The sequence below is a fragment of the candidate division TA06 bacterium genome, assembly GCA_004376575.1.
Taxonomy (GTDB): domain Bacteria; phylum Hydrothermota; class DG-26; order E44-bin18; family E44-bin18; genus E44-bin18.
Genome location: SOJN01000108.1, coordinates 1 through 19,569, shown reverse-complemented (window position 1 = coordinate 19,569; position 19,569 = coordinate 1). Strand labels below are relative to the sequence as shown.

Here is a 19,569-nt window from a genome sequence, read left to right as displayed (position 1 = left end):
CGTAGATTTTTTTGACTTTTGAAGCTCGATGTGTCGGCAGAAACGCACATATTGAAGTTTGACCACGGTCTCCTACTTTCTTCATTTGACCGTCAGTAAATCGGGGGGCTGTCCCCGGATTCACAGCCTTTCAACATCTTTCAGTTTCATGGGTGCGTCCGTTCAGGGTCTAAGTTTCTCAGCTACAAGGACTATCTTTTCTGATGAGTCAGGATCGAAGTGCGAGCCAGTTAGATCGCCATAAGTATCTCTGACCACAAGACCAGAATTTCCAGCCAACTCTGACAGTTCTTCAACGGAATACAGTCTTTGATATCTCTCATACGTCATTACACTCTCTCCGTCCTGAAGCGTAGCACTTCTCTCATGCCCGGAGGTCGGGACAGAAGTTCCCGATTGATTTCGATGCTCAGACTTCCTCTTTTTTCTCTATCGACAGTGCGAAAGCTGTTGATAATTCGCTGCCCATTGACAACAACGAGCACCAGCCGCGCGTCAGGTTTCAAGGCTTTCGAGATTTGCCCAATGACTTCCTGGTTCTCGGAATCATCTTCGAAAAAGCCGAATGCATCTACAAGTGTAGCGCCGTCGAAGTCGTTCTCAAAAGGGATTCTTCTCACGTCCCCAACAATCCACTCTACAGATAGCGCCATCTCATGTGCAAGACGGCTCGCTTCTGAAAGAAGCACGTCAGACGCGTCCAAGGCGGTAACCCTTATGCCGCTTTTTGCGAAGGCGAGACTATAGCGGCCCCGTCCACAGCCAACATCAAGCAGAGTGTCCCCTTCCCCAATCCTGAGTTCTTGGAGCAGAAACCTGGCGTTTTTGAGGATTGCTTCATCAGGTTGACCAAGAGGCCACCTTCTCAAATAGGCTTCGTCATAGTATCTCTTAGTCCATCCATTCATTTATATCTTTCCCTTTTCACAAGGTCTCCTCACCAACTAGAGGTTTCTGTGGTTTTCGAGCAAGCATACAGGCACGGCCGGTGCGGTCTTGGTGCAGATCGACTATGTCAAATTGTGAAAACTCGCTAAGCAACTCTTCTTTGTCAAAATAATGATGAGGCACACCCTTCTCGCGTCCGGAGAGCAAGACATAGGTATTGGGCTCCACTTCAACACCGTTTCTGAAAGGACCTGAAGGCCTGGACGTGCTGACAGTCAAGAAGAGCCATCCTCCAGGCCGTAGAGCGCGGAAGACTTCTTTAATTGCGCTCCGAATTCCCTCAACACGATGATGGTTGATGACCTTCACACAGATTACCGCATCGAAGAAATCTTCGGCCCAGTGTATCTTGGTCATGTCACCGCAAACTAGATCGGCGGATAGCCCTTCCTCAGCCAGCCATTCTTCAGCTAAATTTATGGCTGTTGGGGCAATGTCCATACCGCACATCTCATACCCTTGCCTGGCGAAATAAACCAGATGGCGTCCGTTTCCACATCCTAGGTCCAGAATCCGATGGACATGGTACTTCTGGAAGAGGTGATTGAGGTATTCAGCGTCCTCGTACGGTTCACGCATGCGATATTCACCCCTTCTGTAAGTCGCTTCCCAGCCAATATCTTTATTCACCGTATTCAGCCCCTCTTCATTTGCACAGTCCGAGGAAAACCGCGGGACAAGGCATGCACTTTTGCGCTTTTGGCCGAAAATTGCTATTAGCCCTAAAGGACCGAAGGGAGTACGTCGGGGGTAGCATTGTCAAAGTACGAAGTCGAAGGGTCACAAGAGCTTCACAAACTCGTCTACTCCGAGACCGACCTGTCGAATAATCGCACGTAAGGTACCTCTGTCAAGCTCCTTATGGTCAGGGACAACAACCTGAATAAACGGATCATCTCGACGTAGGATAACGTGGCTGCCTTCCTGTCGCTTGAAATAGAAGCCTGCTTCCTGCAATGCCTTGACACAGTCGCGGCCGGAAATCCTTGGCAATCTCATATTGCTACCACGAGCGTTTCGAACTTTTCCTCAGGGACAGGGAGATTGTCCTCTTTCAGAGCCTTGATGTATCCCTGAATTGCCTCCTTGATATTAACGATAGTTTCTTCTTTTGTCTTGCCTTGGCTTATGCAACCGGGCAAACTAGGACATTCGGCGACCCAGTAGCCATCCTCGCCTGGATAGATGATTACTTGTCTCATTGTTTCACCCCCATTCAGAATACTAGAACTGGCTTGCTCGACATTGTATTTGCACTGAATTCCTACGGTCCCCAAGGATTCTACGCAACAGACTACTACGTGTCAAACAGCAATTTCTTGAAAGACCCCGTTGGGTAGAGCCTAGCACCAGAAAATAAGAGCTTGCGTCAGGTCTGTTTTTGTAAGGTATTTGAGTGACCCTGCAAAAATATATCTTTCTTTTCCTGGATTAGTTCCGTCAGAGAGGAACACCGGGAACTGTCTCAGTTCTGCCCGCAGGCACTCGGCCGCACCCTCAAAGGTCTCCCGCCCGTCCTCGACCGCTGAAGTGATCAGTTTTCATCTAATGAGGAAGAAGCCTATGGATCTCCGGTTCTACCTTAGCAGATGCATGGCCTTTGTCACTGTGTGGTCGCCTGATTGGAGTCGGTAGAAATAGATGCCGCTCCCCAGTTTCTTGCCAGTCTTGTCGCAGCCATCCCAGACAATGGTATAACTGCCTGCGTTCTTGTTCTCGTCTACGAGAGTTGAAACTAGTCGTCCTGACAGGTCATAGACGACAATCTTCACATCAGAAGCGTTCGGGAGTCCATATTCAATTTGTGTTGACACTTTGAACGGATTGGGGCGGTTCTGAGACACAAAGAGCCCCAGCGGTCTGGGTACATTGACTTCCTCTACGGCTGTTTCACTTCCATTCAGTGCGTATAGCGTAAAATCGCCGGAACCAAAGACGACCTCAAGGTATCCGTCGGCATCAATATCTCCGAGTGCTGGGGAACCATCAACAAACATACCCGATGTGTATGCGGACGACCACAGGAGAATACCATTTTCAGCATTCACGGCATAGACCGTATCGCTCCGGGAGCTGAAAACCACTTCGAGGTTTCCATCCCCGTCTATGTCACCGAGCGCTGGGGAAGAACCAACCGCCGTACCTGTTGCATACGACCAGAAAATGGAGCCATCTTCACCGTTCAGGGCACATATTCCTTCACCATAAGATCCAACCACAACTTCGAGTGTGTCATCTCCGTCTATGTCACCAAGCGCTGGCGAAGAAGCGACCCAGCCGTCCGTCAGATATGACCAAAGGAGGCTGCCATTCTCACCATTTAGGGCATATACCGTATGATCAAAAGAGCCAAAAACTACCTCTAGGTTCCCGTCGCCATCTATGTCACCAAGCGCCGGCGAAGAGTAAACGAATCTACCCGTCGAGTATGACCAGAGGAAACTACCATCTTCACCATTCAGGGCGTATACTTTATTATCCCAGGAGCCAATGACAACCTCGAGTTTCCCATCCGCGTCTATGTCCCCAAGCGCCGGTGAGGAATCGATGATAGAATCCGTAGCATATGACCAGAGAAGGGTACCGTTTTCACCATTCAGGGCGTATATTAGGAAATCATGAGACCCGGCGACTACTTCAAGAGTCCCATTCCCATCCACATCGCCAATCGCTGGTGAAGAATAGACGGAGCCGCCTGTTGCATACGACCAGAGAAGGGAGCCGTCTTGGCCGTTCAGTGCATATATTATGCCGTCACCGGAGCCAACAACCACTTCAACGTCTCCATTTCCGTCTATGTCTCCAAGCGCTGGGGAACCATTGACATAGAAACCTGTTGCATATGACCAGAGCAGGGAACCATCCTCACCATTCAAAGCATACACCTTAGAATCAAATGATCCGAAAACCACCTCAAGGTCGCCATTCCCATCTATGTCGCCAATCGCGGGTGAACAAGTCACATAACTCCCTGTTGAACATGACCAGAAGAAGTAGCAGGTATCCATGTCCCCGGTGAGTGGTGACAATCCAGTATTATGCAGATCATGATGAAACATTGGCCAGGTTGAGTCGGCCGGTAGCTGGCATGTGCGTGTCTCTGCGAAGGAGTTTGACCCGCCAAAGCCAATCAGTATCGCAAGGAGAATTGTCTTTTTTAACATCTTTCTTCCCCCCATGTCCGTGGGCGAAATCTTGGTTTTGTGATAACGAAGTTGGAAGTCGCTGCTCTGTGCCTTGGTCACATGAATCGTACTAAATCTCGCCCGAGTTCGTGCTTCTGTTGCCCGTATAGACTACCACCTGCAGGCCAGCTTGTCAAGCTGGGTCGAGAAATGCAGAAGCAGATTCTTCATCGTCCTTCGACAAGCTCCCTTCGGATTCCCTCAGGACAGGCAGGACTTCTCCCCGTAGAACGGGGGGCCGTGAGACGCCCGCTCGTAAGACGAGCCGGGCAGGCAGGCCCCGTGTCTCCCGCTTCGCGAGAAACGGGGCAGGCAGAATGATACTGTGTTGGTAGCGTTTTCCGAATTTCAAAGGGGTGGGGGAGACGTGATGGGAATTTCCCAATTTCGGATGTTGGGCAGTGCAGGGGAGGGAGTTTCGTGTTTACTAGCCAGAGCTGACAGCTATCCGTTCAGGGGGCACGGATGGTGACGTTTCCGTTGACAGCGGTCATGCTTATGATGGCACTGCCCGGACCAGTGCCGATCGTTCCGGCCTTGTGGTTAGTTTCGTTTATTGTGTAGGTTACCCAGGGAAACCCCGTAACCGCGACAGTACCGTTCGTAGTCTGTGCCTCAAAGTTGGCTGAAACATCAGACGGCAGGGATAGCTGGAGACTACCGTTTGTTGTCACCAGGACTGCCGACTCGCCCGCGGCGAGCACGGCATAATCACAATTCGCATTCCCATTCGTGATAAGACCATTGATGCTGCCGCGAAGGTTCTGGGTTGAGATGTTGCCGTTGGTTACGAGGAGGTTTGCTCCCGCAATGGTGTTGCTGAGTGAAAGATTGCCATTTACAGTGACAAGGTCAAGATAGATGGACTCCGGTGCGAATATCTCGAAGCTGGCGGCGTAGTTTCGCCCGTTGCTGGGCATATCAGCAGTTATGATTAGCTGGCCGACGGTAATGCTGTCCTCGACTACCACGTTGTCTATGTAGTTCTCGGCATCGGCCCTGTTTTTGCCATAGCAGCGTCTGGTGATCACAGCCGTGATCATAGTGTCCTGGCTGGCGCTGACATCAATGTTGCCGTTCTCGGTGGATGCGGTAATCTGGGTGATGTTGGATACTGGCCAGGTGCGTGTCTCGGTCACCTCGAGCTTGTAGTCATAGTCGTTACCATTGTGATAGGCACATCCCGCCGCCAGAGCTACACTGAGGAAAAGCAGAATGACGGGATAAACTCTAACTGAAGGAGATCCTTGCCTTGCCATGAGATCCTTCCTTTCTCCGGTGTTTTCAACGACAAAAACCCAAGTACTCTTCGCAGAGCCTAACATCCCCAAGGTGGGTTGTCAAGCAGACCTGGAACCACAGGACCCTGACAGACGAAAATCGAAATTCGAAGATCGACCCGACTACGCTGTTCCTAGCTTCGTCGGGCTGACGCGTCGGGCTTCGCGGCAGACAAGCATGATCTTTTCGATTGGCCTTTGTAGGGGCGCGGTTTCCGCGCCCTCTTGGTTTGGGCAGGGAGACCCTGCCCCCACAAAGTCTCAAAGCATGGGGTCAGACATAAACTTATGGCTCAGAATGCAAAAAATGACGAAGATCCTTCGAGTATTCGGAAGATAAAGCCAGGCACCAAGAATAGAAAGTGTAGGGGCGCGGTTTCCGCGCCCTCTTGGTTTGGGCAGGGAGACCCTGCCCCCACAAAGTCTCAAACCATCGGGCCAAGCATGCACTTCTGCACTTATGAAGAACAATACGGCATCGGAAATGTCAGAATGTTGAAAATCCTTCGAGTATTCGAAGGGTCAAGCACCGTCCCCAAGTCATTGTGTATCGGGAATGAATCTGTGGGTTGGCGGCGCGAGCGAGGCGGTGATTGTTCCGGTTATTCCGTGGTCTCAACCAACCTAAGCCCGCGTTTCAGATCGTTGTGCCACCAATGTGGGATCTTCCCATCATGCTGAAGTCTTCCCACTACTATCCCTGGCGCAATGCCGATCCTCTTGGCAAATATCATAATACTGTTCTTGCTGAAGCGTTCCTGTGAAACGAAAGCCAAGTAGTCACGCTCAGGAATGAGTGCGTTGGCCGCGAAGCTATCTGCCTTACTCTCCATACCACCTTGCATTCTTTTTGTTTCATCAAGGAAGACCTTCTTCTTGCCATGAAGAAGGACATGTGCTGCCTCATGGTAGAAACTGAACCACAGGTGGTCATCGCGCTTATGACGAAGGCTCAACAATATGAGCGCCTTGTCCTTATTCAACCAACACGTAGCTCCGCTTAGATGCGTCCCAGGGAATTCAGAAACAAATACGAGGGCGACCCCTGCCTGACGGCACAGCTCCTTCATTTTCGGGCCGAAAACCTTTGCCGGCTGGGAAGTCACTGTCCTTATTTCTTCCAGAGCGCTCTTGAACTTGGCTTTGCTGTAGGGGCGGGCGTCAATACGCGCGGCGCGAATTATCCCAACCCTCAGCCAGACGGCCACGGATTCTGGAGCGCTCTCAAATGAAGGTGAATGCCTATAAGCAACCGACGCCTCCACAAGTTGCTGTTGTCGTTCTTGCCATGCATCAACAGAGCCTACGCCGAGGAAATTGAGCAATTTCTCGACAGCATCAACCGCGTTAGTTGGTTTCTCAATTATCCCTCTTCTAACGAGTTCCGTAAGCGGAAAACTCTTTGCCCATCTCACCTGTTTTTCGAGCCTTTTCCGTGCGGATACTCGAGCCATATGGAGGTCGTAAAAGGTGTTAAGGTTGCTCCACACTGCCGCCGACACACCAAGCACCCGCTCAAACTGTATGGCCGTCTCTGGGGTAACAGGGGCTTTGCCGCTTATTATCTGGCTTACGGTTTTTGCCGAAAGGCCGCACCGCACCGCAAAGGAGGTCTTCTTCATCCCCCGCGCCTCGAGTGTCTCCTCGAGGATTTCGCCCGGATGGACCGCATAGTCGGGGTCGAACTGATCCACAATTGTGCCCGCCATCAGTGATAGTCCTCCACGCCTAAAATGGTTATTGCAGTGACTTTTTTGAAATCGATGCCCTTATCTTTCTTTCGGGGTATCGGATGGTGCGCTGGTCTAAAAACAAGCCTCTTCGGATGCTGTAGGTCTACTGCGAAAGTTCCCTTTCTTCTGCCCACGAGCTCATGCCTTCTTTCTGGTGGAAGATGACATACATCTTCCAGATTTGGTGCAGCATTTAGAATCATCATACGCCTTTTTATGACCTGCGCCATGTGTTTACCGTAATTCTTCTGCAATTTCTCTCGGGAATTGAATATCTTTCTCAGCTTCTGATTCTTAAAGTCTATATGCATAATATAATATCTTTACCTAATAAGTAAAGACTTTTTTCTGGGCAATTTGATTTTCTTTGACATACAGCCATGTTCATTGAAACGCAGCTCTTCTTGTCTAGTTGGCCCCATTCCTTCGGTGCCGTTCGTGTTCCGCGTCTCGGCGGGTTCTGTATCTATGTTGCAGTTTCGTATCCCACTGTCCCGGTTCTGCTTGAAGCAACACATGGGTGCTCGCTTGGTAAGTCAATTTGCGTGGAACATAGACACGCACTTCCAGCACGCAGTTAGAAGAATAGCAGCTGGTTGTTGTGATGTCAATGTCTGATCGCCGTTGCCTCGGACAATCTGTCGCCGTCACGCCTGGATTTCACATGAATCTGCCAATAGCGCCCTCTGGCGCCCGTTGTAAGCACTATATTCCTTCTTCCCTTCTCTTCTGTCGAGGCTTTTCCGGTTGACAGGGGCTTATTTGGGGGAGATAATGGCCATAGTATGTGACCACTAGAAGAGGAGGGCGCGTTGGGGCGTGTTGTCAACCGATTAAAAGGAAGGAGTCTCATATGCCTCGTGCAAAGGTAGATAAAGAAGTTCGCCGTTCTATCCTTGACGCTCGACGCACGATTCAGCAAGCGGAAAAAGCAGACTGTAACGAAGCTGAAACTCGTCGACGTATCGAACGGGTGCTGGAGTCTCTGATGGGATACGATGCCTTCAAGCATATCTCACGGGAACGCGCAATAAGAGGTGCTGGTGAAACTGAACACGTTGATTTCACATTACAAGTTGAAGAAGGCGAGGAAGCGAAACCCGTAATAATGCTTGAAATCAAACGGGTGAATGTTGATCTGAGCCGAAAGCATCTTCGGCAGGTCTCATCCTACGCAATAGACGCAGGGTGTGAATGGATACTATTGACCAATGGCAAAGAATGGCAACTTCACCACGTATCTTTTGGGCAACCTCCGGTAACCAAGCTCATTCATTCTTGGAACCTTGCTGTGGATGATGTCTCAGGTCTTGCGCGACGTTTCGAGCTAATATCACACAGAAGCGTGAAGAAAGGCAAGCTCGATCAGGTCTGGCAGAAGACAAACGTGTTAAATCCTCGTAATCTACTAGAAGCAATGTTATCTGAGAATTCGCTCAGACTATTGAGACGAGAGCTACGAAAGGACTCAGGAATTCTCCTTTCCCCAGAGGACATTGTGTCTGGTGTCCGGCGGATGCTGAACGAGGCGGCATTGGGAGAACTGGAAAATGTGCGGGTAGCTCTGCCTAGCGGGAAGCCACGAAAGAGGAAGAGAAAACCCAAGAAATCTTCTCCGGACGCAACAGCTCCTGAAGAGTCGGCTGTTGAGGAGACTGAGTCCCCGGGAGAGGCCTAGCGAGGCGATACCATCAAAAATGTAAGAACGCAAGGTCTAAACCCGGGCGGCCGGCGTAAACCTCCGTGCCGTTCAGGAGTTACTCGGGCATAAGGATATCAAAATGACAATGCGCTACTCACATCTCTCACGCCAGCATCTTCAAGAGGCAGTGGGGATGTTGAGCCTGAGCCTCACAGGAGAGATGGAAAAGCAGATAGACTCCGTTAGGTTACATTCGGAGCCTTGGGTGTAGTCGCAGTTGACGATCATATCCAGGACACTATTATGAAAAACAACGAACCAGGACTCGAGCAGTATTTGGTTGCCGGACAGACCTATAACACCATGAGGCCGTACTATGAGAGGGCGGCTGCCAAAGTCGCAGACGAGCTACGGAACTACTTCAGAGATATCAAGGCCACGTACATCCGTTACATCAACACGCGCGTCAAGGACTGGAACAGCGCAGTGGACAAGATGAGACAGAAAGGGTACTCCTCCCTAGAGGAGGTAGAGGACATGGCAGGTGTGAGAATCGTCTGTCATAATGAAGTGCATGCTCAAGAGGTTATTACGTTTCTCACGGTACATCCCGATTTCAGAAATGTAGCCTCTGAGGATATAGACAGAGAAGACGGCTATCGAGCGACTCACGCAGAATTGGAGACAACTGTGACCGTGATGGGGCAGGCCTTGAGTGTCAAAGTGGAAGTCCAAATTCGGACGCTTGCTCAGGACACTTGGGCAACGTTGTCACATAGGGACGCCTACAAGACAGACGTACATCTTCCCGATAGCTGGTTGGAGAAAATGAGGAAGCTCGGAGATCAACTAGAGGAGGTTGACAAAGTCGCTCAGAAGTTATGTGACGAGAGGGTGGATGTGGCTATCGGTGGTCAGGGATCCCAGGAGCAAATCAGCGTTCAGGCTGTTGCCCGGATGCTTGAAGACCTTTATGGTAGGCCCATACCTCCTGGAGAGGCGCAGGACTGTCTCGTCGTAGCCATAAACCAAGGGCTAGATACGGTAAGCAAGCTAAAGAAGTTTCTCCAAGACAAGGAAGTGCGGAAGGCGCTGGGGGACCTATCGAGGTCACTAATGGGAATGCCGTTGAGTCCTTACATGCACATCTATCTGGGTGGCGGTTTCGGCTGGTTGGGGATTAAGGACGGGATTGCCATCGCTGAGGAGCAGATCAAGGCCCTCCCAGTGTTTCCGCGGATACAGGAGCTACTGGAGAAGGCCCGAAGCCAGACGGAGCAAAGGGGAGATTGAGTGCTTTCTTACGCTGAGATTCAATGCCGAACGAACGTTTCACAGCCATTTGTCGTACGGATTCTGGCACAAATATGGCACAAGGGGAATTTGAGTTCGCGTAAGTTATTGGTACGCCGATGTAGCTCAGTGGTAGAGTTTCCGATTATCAATCTTCGGGAAATGAATCCTGAGCCTGCCGAAGGGCAACGCACCCTTCGACTATCGCTCAGGGCAGGTTCGTAATGCCATTCAGGGCGATTTTCGCAAATTCATGCGCAGCGGAAAGTTAGGCTAACTGCCTTCCATCTCTGGTAGCTTCACGAATTACACTATTACATTACTCACACCATTTGCTACTATGTTTGACAGCAAGTTGGCCCAAATATGGCACAAGGGGGGCAGAAGAATGAGCAAGGAGGGCGCGATGAAGTGGTTAGTTTGTCTGATGGTGATAGTATTGATTGGCTGTGCTACCAGTAGCCTACGGGTGACAGTCAAACCCAATACCGAGTTTGGTCGCAATAGTGCGATTACGATTAGACCTATGGGACTTGATTGGCTTGATGCTGGGCCGGCATTTGCTGATGCGCTGACTGCGGCAGGTTTTAATGTGATTTCGGCGGCAGTTGCCAGCCACAAAGAAGAATACAAAGGAAGGGTCAACCCAGGCTACGATGGTCGAAAACTGTATCTAAGCAAGGAGCGTGTGGCTGGATACAAATCTAAGTACCTGCTACAATATGGATATTCCTCCGGCGAGGCAGACGCCACATCCTATCAATCTCTAAATAAATTTTGGGGAGATGTGGTTGACCTAACGACGGGTGAAATTGTTGTCTTTATGAGATACAAAAGTGGACATATAGGCCGTTCCCCATCAAGCGTAGTTGATGAGTTTATTGAAAAGATGATTGAGGCACTACCCAACCCCTAATCCCCTTGTGCCATATTCTTGTCACAAAGGGGCCTAAACAGAAGGACTAACCTATGAGAACCATAGCCTTGCTGAATCAGAAAGGTGGGACTGGCAAGACCACCAGCACGGTCAACGTTGGTGCAGGGTTGACCGAGTTAGGCCGTAAGGTTCTCCTGATAGATTTGGATCCTCAATCGGCCCTGACCTATGCAAGAGAAGTGTTTATCCCCTTGCAGACAGAATACCTGGCCTTACAGGGACTAGCACGGTTGACAGAGACGATTGAGACGGTGAGAAAGAGACTCAACCCGGACCTGGTGATCTCCGGGATAATCGCCACAAGGTTTGACGGTCGGAAGGTACTCAACAGAGAGGTACTAGCCAAGATTCAGGAACACTTTGGGGCCAAGGTGTTCAAGACTGCTATCAGGGAAAACATATCACTGGCCGAGGCCCCGTCCTTTGGCAAGACCATATTTGAGTACAGGCCGGGGAGTCACGGGGCAGAGGACTATGAGAGCCTATGCAGGGAGATCCTGAGAAGAGGATGAAAGGGGGGAAGAGACACAGTGGCCAAGACAATCAAAGAAACCAAAAGCACTTGCAAAGCTTGCGGGAATGTGTGGTTCTATGGCAGGGAGGATGTTGCACAGCAGAGGGCGGGCGCCTTGCACAACGCGAGCAAGGCCATGATGTGTTGCGGCGGTTGTTTGCCTGCAGCGCTGATCCCCGAAAAGAAAGTAGTTGACCTGAATAAGTGTCCGAAGTGCGGTTCGAAGGCCGTAGTTTCTGAGGAGATTACCCACGAGGTGTAGAGGCCATGTTAGTATCTTGGCTCATCGCGTGTATTCGGCTTTACCAACGCTGTATCTCTCCAGTCATATCGCGCTGGATCCAATGCAGGTATTATCCTACGTGTTCCGAGTATGCAGTCCTCGCCATCAGGAAGTATGGCCTACGGAGAGGGGTTCGGAAGACCTGGCAGCGTCTGAGAAGGTGTTCACCCTACAGCTTGGACTCATGCCTTGATTTGCCGTAGTCGAGTTTCAGCCTGCGCCATGTATGCGCAGAAAAGTATGGGGGTTTCTGTTGCACCAAAGGGGGAATGTCTATCTTGCCCCGCTCCGTTGTCTTATCCTGACTATCTTGGTTTTGAGACGAAAACCCGAAAAGATAACGGCCTCACCCCGGACAGAATAAGGATTAGCGACGGTGCATGACCCTCCGAACACACGAAGGATTTTCAACTTTCTGACAAAGGCGCTCTTTTTTGGTTGCGAGGGACGGGATCGAGACCTCGTGAACTTTTGAAGAACGATACGACAGCGAAAATGTCAAGATGTCACGTACTGTCCCCAGACAGTACTCAAGAAAAAGAGGACAAAATGAGGGGCTTGCGATTCCATGAGCGTATTTTGGTGGGACTTGCAGCACTCCTTTTGATATTCATATCCGTCTTGGTTGTTTTGAAATTTCGTCTAGGTCTTGCTCCAATATTGGGCGTGTTTTGGAGGCTGATTCATTGAGACTTTTGTGAAGCCCGATCTGCGCCAGGGTAGCAAACCAAGACAAGGAAGGGGTAACAACTATGGCACAGAAAGCAAGCTCAGGTGCAGAGCCCCTGAGCTGAATCGGAGAGATTTCTCAAAGAGATTCAATTGAGGGGGTGTCCCGATTCTCCTTAAGAATCAAGGTTATCACCCTAGAGAGGTCCAAGAACAATGAGCGGAGGTTTATCCCGATCAATGAACGCCTCTCCAGGGAACTCAACAAACTGTCTTTACATGCTCGGAGCGGTTTCGTATACTGTGGCGACGATGGCAGGCCCTATGGGAGCGTTCAAAAAAGATTCAGGGCTGCCTGTAGAAGAGCGGGGATAAGGGATTTCAGATTCCATGACCTCCGCCACACATTCGCCTCGCATCTTGTTATGGCGGGAGTCAATCTACGTGCCATTCAAGAATTGCTGGGGCACACATAGATCTAAGAACGCAGAACTGATATCGAAGACCTTGCCACAAGACGAAAGCGAAATGGGGTGGAGATGGCTGTGTCAGATACTGATAGCCTAGATTCCTGCAACGAGATCCTAGATTTCAGATCGTAGATCTACGATACAATTGCGTCAGCATCTTCAAGAGGCCGTGGGGATGTTGACCCTAAGTCTGACGGGTGAAATGCGTAGACAGATGCGGCCAGTCGGCGGGGAGGCCATGCACTCGCATTGAACTTAAGGCATGAGAGGAGTGAAGTGGCTCTGTCAAAGGAGATAAAGCGCCAGATTCTCGGTATGTTCAAGGAGTACACGGACCGCGGTAGAAGTCTCCGCTTCGAGACGATCCTTAAGGGAGCCGTTAAGAAGATTGATGCTCCGGAGAGGGAAGTACTACAGTTTCTGCACAAACTCGAGAAGGATCACATGATATTTCCCCCAGATACGGTCAATGATGATTTCTTTCAGTTGACGGAAGAAGGGGAGACGTATGCGAAAGAGCTTGAACTGGGCATATCTCAGGTTCCATTCGATCTTGAGGCGGTAGTTATACACGAGGATTTACTACAGGATGTAATGCCTTCTTTCGAAGCAGAGAGATACGGGACTGCGATCTTCGAGGCCCTTAAGCACATTGAGAAGAAACTCCGAGCGAAGATAGATGCAGACGCAGAGCTTCTTGGAACAAAGCTGGTTGACAAAGCGTTCAGCCCCGACAAGGGATGCCTGACACATCCTTTGTGCGAGACGGGTGGCGAGCGACAGGGGATACACCAGCTTTTCAGGGGAGGAGTTCAACTCATGAAGAGCCCGGAAGACCATAGAGACTTCGGTTGGGATGACAGACGTGTGGCCGGGCAGGCAATCGTATTTGCGGACCTTCTGCTGGGATTGCTGGAGCAAGCTGAACCACGACGAGAACACACATGAGACCAAATCAATCGAGCGCATTTCTGCTTTGAGTGTTGCATAGATTTTGTGCAATGAGAGTTTGAGTCCGCGTAGGTCGTTGGAGGTGCAGAAGCAGATGGATTCTGTCGGAGGCAAGATTGTCTCTCGCTGATACAACTGCTGTGGTCGTTGCGGCTGTGGGTGATTCGTCGGTGGTTGCCAATGCTAGCTCTGGAGGGTTTACGATTTTGGGGACGGTGCCTGTAATAGTCCTAACCGTACTTGTTGGCGTGGTGACGTGCTCGGTTGCTATAATAGCCGCTGTGATAGCTGTTTTGCAGTGGCGATACTCCGTAGACGCACTGAGGAAAAGATTGAAGAAGGCTCAGACGGACGCCATCGCGGAGCTGGAAGACCGGCTCAGACTATTAGAGGCTCGGACTCTCTTGGACTTGGGACACGACTTGGGGGTCTGGCGTGTCGATGATACCGATATCAAGGACCCAGATCGGGCTCTTGAGCATTTCTTGAAGGGATTGGGTATGCTGAGGTGGGGTACTACGGTTGAAAACGAATACATAACGACCGCGATCAAGGGGCTGGGAGAATACATCCGCGTGGGGAGAGGCGGAACCATCAAGGACGTCGAAGGGAAGCGGAGACTATTCGCATATGCAGTTTTCACTATAGGTTGTATAGACGATAGTAGTGTTAGGTTGGCCATTGGCGGAATCGAAAGGGAATTCGAGAAGCTCTTGAGAGAAGACAAGAAAGGCAAGACGAAGAGCTCCTGAAAATGGCACAAATATGGCACAACTAATCTAAGATCGACGATCTAGGATCGAAGATCTTGTTGGCAAGCTGGACATATGCAGCATAGGAGACTGACGATGAACATGGGGCAGGCATGAACCTTTGGACTTCTGAGCAAGAACGTGAAAATGTCAGGTCCGACCCCGGGTTCCGTACGTCGGTTGCGTCGTTCAGTCAGAATCCCCAAACCTCACAGCACTCTCGTAGGCGCCTAGGGAAAGAATGCCATTCCTTCTTCTCCTCGTGTCGCCAACTTGCGTATCTGGCTTGACCTACGAAGCCTTCTCTGCTAGACTTGCTTTGGTCGAAGTGAACTAGCTGGAGGGCGCTGCATGCGCGGATTCAAATATGCAAAAGTGGAGGGTAGAATGAGGGGACTGATCGCTCATGTCTTGGTGTTGACACTAATCGTCTTTCTCTGGCTGCTACAGCTAGGTCAGCCAGCCTGTGCACAAATCACATTTGAAAGGACTTACGGCGGGCCTGACTTTGACTGGGGCTATTCCATACAGCAGACCTCAGACGGGGGGTATGTCATTAGTGGGCACACCAAGTCATTCGGATCAGGAGGCACTGATGTCTACTTGGTCAGAACTGACTCATTGGGGAACACGCTCTGGGACTCGGCATACGGCGCAGCCAGCGAACACAACCAGGCTTACTGCGTCCAGCAGACTGTGGATGGCGGATTCATCACCGCCGGAAGTCAAGGATGGGGCGAAGATATGTACTTGGTCAGGGTTGACCCTTCGGGTAGCGAACTCTGGAAAAGGACCTACGGCGGCATTTGGCATGATGGAGGACGTTATGTCCAACAGACATCGGATGGGGGATTCGTCGCAGTAGGCTGGGCCACGTTTTTTGGCTGGGATTATGATGTCTACCTCGTCAAGATAGATTCCGCAGGCAACATGTTATGGGACGAGCTCTTGGGCGGGGACCGCGACGACTACGGATACTCATTGGAGCTGACGACAGATGGTGGATATATCGTAGTAGGTAACACGCATTCGTTCATTGCGGAATCCTCGAATGTCTATCTAGCCAAGACCGACTCGCTGGGGAAGATGATATGGCAGAAATGGTATGGCGGAAGCGGCTCAGACTACGGGACCTCCGTTCAACAGACACAAGACGGTGGATATATCGTCGTTGGACACACAAATTCTTACCATAGCCCCTCTGCCGATATCTACCTGATTAGGACGGACTCATTGGGTGAGTCGATCTGGCAGAGATACTATGGAGGCCAGATGGCGGACTCAGGCTGGTCTGTCCTGGAGACGAGCGACGGCGGGTTCATGATCGCAGGAGAAACAGAATCATACGGTCACGGTTCAGCTGATATCTGGATCCTCAAAACCGACATGCTCGGAAACTTGTTGTGGACTAGAACCTATGGAGGTACTTGGGGCGACCACGCCTACTGCCTTAGGCAGACTTCGGACGGGGGGTACATAGTCGCGGGATGGACACGCTCGTTTGGGGCTGGCTACTATGATGTCTACGTCATTAAGACAGACGAGGATGGGAATGTCGCCGTTGAGGAGCAACTGCAGTCGCCAGCAATCGATGGCAACGCGCTAAACCTTGAAGTCTATCCCAATCCCTGCATCGGGACGGCAAGTATCCAGTATCAATTACCAGCCTCAGGTGCGATCAATCTCGGCATATACGACATTTCTGGTAGACTGGTGCATACTGTAGTAGAGGACCAGAAAGGTGCAGGATCCTATGTACAGGTATGGGAGACTGACAATCTTTCATCTGGCATCTACTTCTGTAGGTTGCAGGCCGGAGACTTCACGGATATGAAGAAGATGATACTACTCCGCTGATCTCAGGTGTCGGACTCATGTCTTGTGTGGTCAACGTGTTCTGCTTTGATTTGTGACAGCAAGTTGGCACAGATTTGGCACAGGGCGAACCAGGCTATATAGCCATAAAGGCGCACCTTAACAGAATATGCTAGCTGCCATCTTCGAACTATCTGACTGGCTCAGCCTTCACTTCGGGATGTTCTTCATTCTGTCTGCCGTTGCCGTGTTCTACTTAGGTTCCGTGCTCTACAGAGTGCTTTTCCTCAAGGAGCTGGAGGATATACGGAAGTGGGAAAAAGCCTTGGTGGTTCCAGCTTCCGTTGTTACCTTCCTTTTCATTCTGATGCTGATACTTGACCCGCCCAAAGACTTAGGGCCAGAGAAGACAGCTCTTTTATTCGGCGAGTATCTCTGTGCAGGTTCCCCTGAGGCTGCAGCAAACTTCGTAGAGCCTAATTACCGGGGTGCGTCATATGCGGACTGGATCGAAGACCATGATGAATGGCGCGGTATACGGAGCCCGCATCCTGATGAGCCGTTTATGCCAAGCATCTCTCCCTGGCTATACCGAGGCTGCGAGAAAGCGACAGACGCAATTGTCAGGTGCACAGTTGTACTGGCTTCGACCAAGTTCGATGATGAAGGTGAGCTGATCGACGTGCGTTTTTACATTCACCTATCGAAAGTACCTATACCTGCACGGTTTCTGGAAGATAGGCCGTGCTGGCGCGTAAGCAGTTTTGCTTACACTGAAGAAGAGGCTGACTAAAGGGAGTGTTATTGGGACACGTGTTGCATCATTGCGTTTTGACCACACGGGCCTGTCAGAACACAGGTACAGAGCACCTGTCCCCATTGTGTCCGCGATATGAGAAACTTGCGGTCAATTTCGGGGGAAATTCCCAGGTTATCCCCTTCTGTTTGCATGGGAGGTAACACCTGAAGATCTGGATCAAGGTCTTGAAAGGCTTCGGGTATGTCTGGCTCACCTTGGCATGCATATTCATCTTCATCGGAATCATAGGCGTGTGGATGAAGAGCGGATTCTCTGGGGTCCAGGAACTGCTCAGCCCGTTCAACTTCGCGAACTGGCTGGTAACGCTAATCACTTTAGCGCCAGGTTTCGGTGCTCTAATTTGGGCGCAGAAACTCCAGACAAAGGTAAACAGGTCAGATTGAGCGGAGTTAGCCTAACTGTATATGATTCCGGATGCTTTCAGGAATTACACCATTTACACCACACAGACCATTTGCTACTATGTTTGACAGCAAGTTGGCACAAATATGGCACAAGGGTTGAGTGATACCAAGACAGCCTTGACGTCCCGTGCTGTTCATGGGGAACGAAGTGATGAACGAACAAGATTCTGAGAGTAGAATTGCTGTTTTTTGTCCTCGTTGCGGTCAAAAGCTGGCAATACCGTACACAAAAGGTACACTCAAAGTGACCTGCCCCAACTGTGGTACTCAATTTGCGTATCCACCACGAGCCACACGAAAGAGGGAAGCTCTGTGGACCACCAAGAAGGCAAGAGGCCATCCTTTGTTTCTTGGTATCGTACTGACCTTATGGTTCTCATCGGTGGCTTGGGTGTACGGATTGGGCGCAGTTCCCCCAGGCGTTGTTCTGCTCACAACCATTGCGTGGGTTGCCTTTTGGTTTTTGGGCGTGTGGATCATGGACAAATCCAAAGAAAGGGAATCAAGATACTACAAGAGATGGTTTGTGATTCTGATCCTCTTCATTTTTCCCCTTGTTGGAATTACTTTGTTGTGGATTGCGTCAAGATTTAAGATGGCAACGAAAATTATACTAACTACCATTTTTGGCCTCATGCTGGTCCTCGTCTGGATACCAGCCAGTCGTGAGGTGTCCTATTATTCACCCAAGATGGAAATCGAAAGGTCGTTCAGGAGTGTAAAGGAGGACATCTTCCTGGAGTCTGCAAGCCGCTCTTCAAGGAGAATCTTCACAGCCGACATTCTCAGGCCAAGAACTCCAGCAGCGAGAACGATGACAGCGCAAGAGATTGACAAGAAATGGGGTGCTTGTATCGTGTTGATTGAGGCGACCGATCAAAATGACTATCCGCTAGGCCAAGGTAGCGGGTTTGTCGTCAGTAAGGATGGAGCAGTTGTGACCAACTATCACGTGGTTGAATTGGCCGGCAGCGTTTCAATCACATTTACGGACGGAAGATCCTACGACACAATTTCGCGGATTGCTGGATTCCCTTCGCGGGATATTGCCATACTCCAGATAGAGGTTGAGGGAGTACAGTTTTCCCCAGTGGTCCTTGGCAATTCCGAGGAGCTGGAAAAGGGTGAAGCAGTTTTGGCTATAGGGAATCCGTTAGGTTTGCAGAGCACAGTGACAAACGGGATAATCAGCGGTAAGCCTGAAATAGGTGGTGTCAAGCTTCTCCAGATAAATGCTGCGATTTCTCCCGGGAGCAGCGGTGGCGCACTGTTTAGCATGAGAGGAGAAGTAATTGGCATAACCACTCTGGCGTCCACAGGGAGAGCACAGAATCTGAATTTTGCAGTCCCTATTGACCTGGTGAAATCTCTGATTAGGGAACGACTCTGAATCAAAGTGGGGCAAGCTCAATCTGCAAACTGATGCGACAGAGGGGAGGGTTTTTAGAAAGATGGAAGAAGGTTTTCACCCGCTACAGTTCTTGCTTGTTTTGTTTCTCGCTCACAATCTGAGGGTTCTCGCGGCGCTCTGGGTATATGATGATGCCAGGAAGAGGTTTCTTCGGCCCATCTGGGCTGCGCTATGGGCGGTAGCCACCTATCCTGCTGTTGTCATTGTTTTTTTCTTCTACAGAATACTGAGACCGCCGGTACTTTTTGAGGACGCCCCGGCGTTGTCAATAGGGAAAAAGCTGGCAATATACTTTGCTTCATATCCTCTCGGATTTCTGATGGCGGTCCTGATTATTTTCATGGCGATTACTAGCACGTGATCAGGCCCTGGTTGGTAAGGTATCTGGGAAGTCAGTTAGATGAAGAAAGGAATCAGAGTCACTTGGCGTGTCATACTTGGGATCGTGATGATTCCGGTAGT

22 protein-coding genes and 1 pseudogene are annotated in these 19,569 nt (G+C 50.4%); 15 read left to right on the top strand and 8 right to left on the bottom strand.

What is annotated here, in order from left to right; translation table 11 throughout:
- Positions 1-329 precede the first annotated feature (329 nt).
- The 8 genes from E3J62_09270 to E3J62_09235 form a co-directional block, all read right to left on the bottom strand.
- A complete protein-coding gene (locus tag E3J62_09270; protein ID TET44835.1) occupies positions 330-908 on the bottom strand; it encodes a class I SAM-dependent methyltransferase in 579 nt (192 codons plus the stop codon).
- 16 nt (positions 909-924) lie between these two features.
- A complete protein-coding gene (locus E3J62_09265; protein TET44834.1) occupies positions 925-1,578 on the bottom strand; it encodes a class I SAM-dependent methyltransferase in 654 nt (217 codons plus the stop codon).
- Positions 1,579-1,728: 150 nt separating this feature from the next.
- Positions 1,729-1,947 carry a type II toxin-antitoxin system HicA family toxin gene (locus E3J62_09260; protein ID TET44833.1) on the bottom strand — a complete coding sequence of 73 codons (219 nt, stop codon included), beginning with the start codon at positions 1,945-1,947 and terminating at the stop codon, positions 1,729-1,731.
- The gene (locus E3J62_09255) at positions 1,944-2,150 is read right to left on the bottom strand and encodes a type II toxin-antitoxin system HicB family antitoxin (GenBank protein ID TET44832.1); all 207 of its coding nucleotides are present in this window, start codon (positions 2,148-2,150) and stop codon (positions 1,944-1,946) included. Before E3J62_09255 ends, E3J62_09260 begins: the two co-directional genes overlap by 4 nt.
- Before the next feature lie 375 nt (positions 2,151-2,525).
- Complete coding sequence (locus E3J62_09250; protein ID TET44831.1) at positions 2,526-4,193, bottom strand: T9SS type A sorting domain-containing protein; 1,668 nt, start codon at positions 4,191-4,193, stop codon at positions 2,526-2,528.
- Between the two features lie 392 nt (positions 4,194-4,585).
- Positions 4,586-5,458 (bottom strand): hypothetical protein, encoded by an 873-nt coding sequence (locus E3J62_09245; protein TET44830.1) that lies wholly within the window; start codon positions 5,456-5,458, stop codon positions 4,586-4,588.
- 557 nt (positions 5,459-6,015) lie between these two features.
- A complete protein-coding gene (gene higA, locus E3J62_09240) occupies positions 6,016-7,122 on the bottom strand; it encodes an addiction module antidote protein, HigA family (GenBank protein TET44829.1) in 1,107 nt (368 codons plus the stop codon).
- Positions 7,122-7,457, bottom strand: a complete 336-nt coding sequence (locus E3J62_09235; GenBank protein ID TET44828.1) for a killer suppression protein — start codon at positions 7,455-7,457, stop codon at positions 7,122-7,124. Before E3J62_09235 ends, higA begins: the two co-directional genes overlap by 1 nt.
- A 542-nt stretch (positions 7,458-7,999) precedes the next feature.
- Between E3J62_09235 and E3J62_09230 the strand changes: the two genes are divergently transcribed.
- From E3J62_09230 to E3J62_09160, 15 genes and pseudogenes are all read left to right on the top strand, one after another.
- Entirely contained in the window at positions 8,000-8,824 is an 825-nt protein-coding gene (locus tag E3J62_09230; protein TET44827.1) for a hypothetical protein, read from the top strand.
- A 49-nt stretch (positions 8,825-8,873) separates the two neighbouring features.
- Positions 8,874-9,059 (top strand): annotated as a pseudogene (locus tag E3J62_09225) (hypothetical protein).
- 32 nt (positions 9,060-9,091) lie between these two features.
- Positions 9,092-10,081 (top strand): hypothetical protein, encoded by a 990-nt coding sequence (locus E3J62_09220; GenBank protein ID TET44826.1) that lies wholly within the window; start codon positions 9,092-9,094, stop codon positions 10,079-10,081.
- A 406-nt stretch (positions 10,082-10,487) separates the two neighbouring features.
- Positions 10,488-10,997 (top strand): hypothetical protein, encoded by a 510-nt coding sequence (locus E3J62_09215; GenBank protein ID TET44825.1) that lies wholly within the window; start codon positions 10,488-10,490, stop codon positions 10,995-10,997.
- A gap of 53 nt (positions 10,998-11,050) precedes the next feature.
- Entirely contained in the window at positions 11,051-11,530 is a 480-nt protein-coding gene (locus E3J62_09210) for a ParA family protein (GenBank protein ID TET44824.1), read from the top strand.
- 18 nt (positions 11,531-11,548) lie between these two features.
- On the top strand, positions 11,549-11,794 hold the full coding sequence (locus tag E3J62_09205; protein ID TET44823.1) for a hypothetical protein: 246 nt from the start codon (positions 11,549-11,551) through the stop codon (positions 11,792-11,794).
- Positions 11,795-11,799: 5 nt separating this feature from the next.
- Entirely contained in the window at positions 11,800-12,018 is a 219-nt protein-coding gene (gene yidD / locus E3J62_09200; protein ID TET44822.1) for a membrane protein insertion efficiency factor YidD, read from the top strand.
- A gap of 591 nt (positions 12,019-12,609) precedes the next feature.
- A complete protein-coding gene (locus tag E3J62_09195; protein ID TET44853.1) occupies positions 12,610-12,960 on the top strand; it encodes a site-specific integrase in 351 nt (116 codons plus the stop codon).
- A 243-nt stretch (positions 12,961-13,203) separates the two neighbouring features.
- Positions 13,204-13,902 carry a TIGR02391 family protein gene (locus tag E3J62_09190; protein ID TET44821.1) on the top strand — a complete coding sequence of 233 codons (699 nt, stop codon included), beginning with the start codon at positions 13,204-13,206 and terminating at the stop codon, positions 13,900-13,902.
- Between the two features lie 119 nt (positions 13,903-14,021).
- On the top strand, positions 14,022-14,657 hold the full coding sequence (locus tag E3J62_09185) for a hypothetical protein (protein TET44820.1): 636 nt from the start codon (positions 14,022-14,024) through the stop codon (positions 14,655-14,657).
- A 351-nt stretch (positions 14,658-15,008) separates the two neighbouring features.
- Positions 15,009-16,514, top strand: a complete 1,506-nt coding sequence (locus tag E3J62_09180) for a T9SS type A sorting domain-containing protein (protein ID TET44819.1) — start codon at positions 15,009-15,011, stop codon at positions 16,512-16,514.
- Positions 16,515-16,641: 127 nt separating this feature from the next.
- The gene (locus tag E3J62_09175; protein TET44818.1) at positions 16,642-17,265 is read left to right on the top strand and encodes a hypothetical protein; all 624 of its coding nucleotides are present in this window, start codon (positions 16,642-16,644) and stop codon (positions 17,263-17,265) included.
- 191 nt (positions 17,266-17,456) lie between these two features.
- Complete coding sequence (locus E3J62_09170; protein ID TET44817.1) at positions 17,457-17,675, top strand: hypothetical protein; 219 nt, start codon at positions 17,457-17,459, stop codon at positions 17,673-17,675.
- Positions 17,676-17,832: 157 nt separating this feature from the next.
- A complete protein-coding gene (locus E3J62_09165; GenBank protein TET44816.1) occupies positions 17,833-19,086 on the top strand; it encodes a trypsin-like serine protease in 1,254 nt (417 codons plus the stop codon).
- A gap of 61 nt (positions 19,087-19,147) precedes the next feature.
- A complete protein-coding gene (locus E3J62_09160; protein ID TET44815.1) occupies positions 19,148-19,468 on the top strand; it encodes a hypothetical protein in 321 nt (106 codons plus the stop codon).
- The last annotated feature ends 101 nt before the right edge of the window (positions 19,469-19,569 follow it).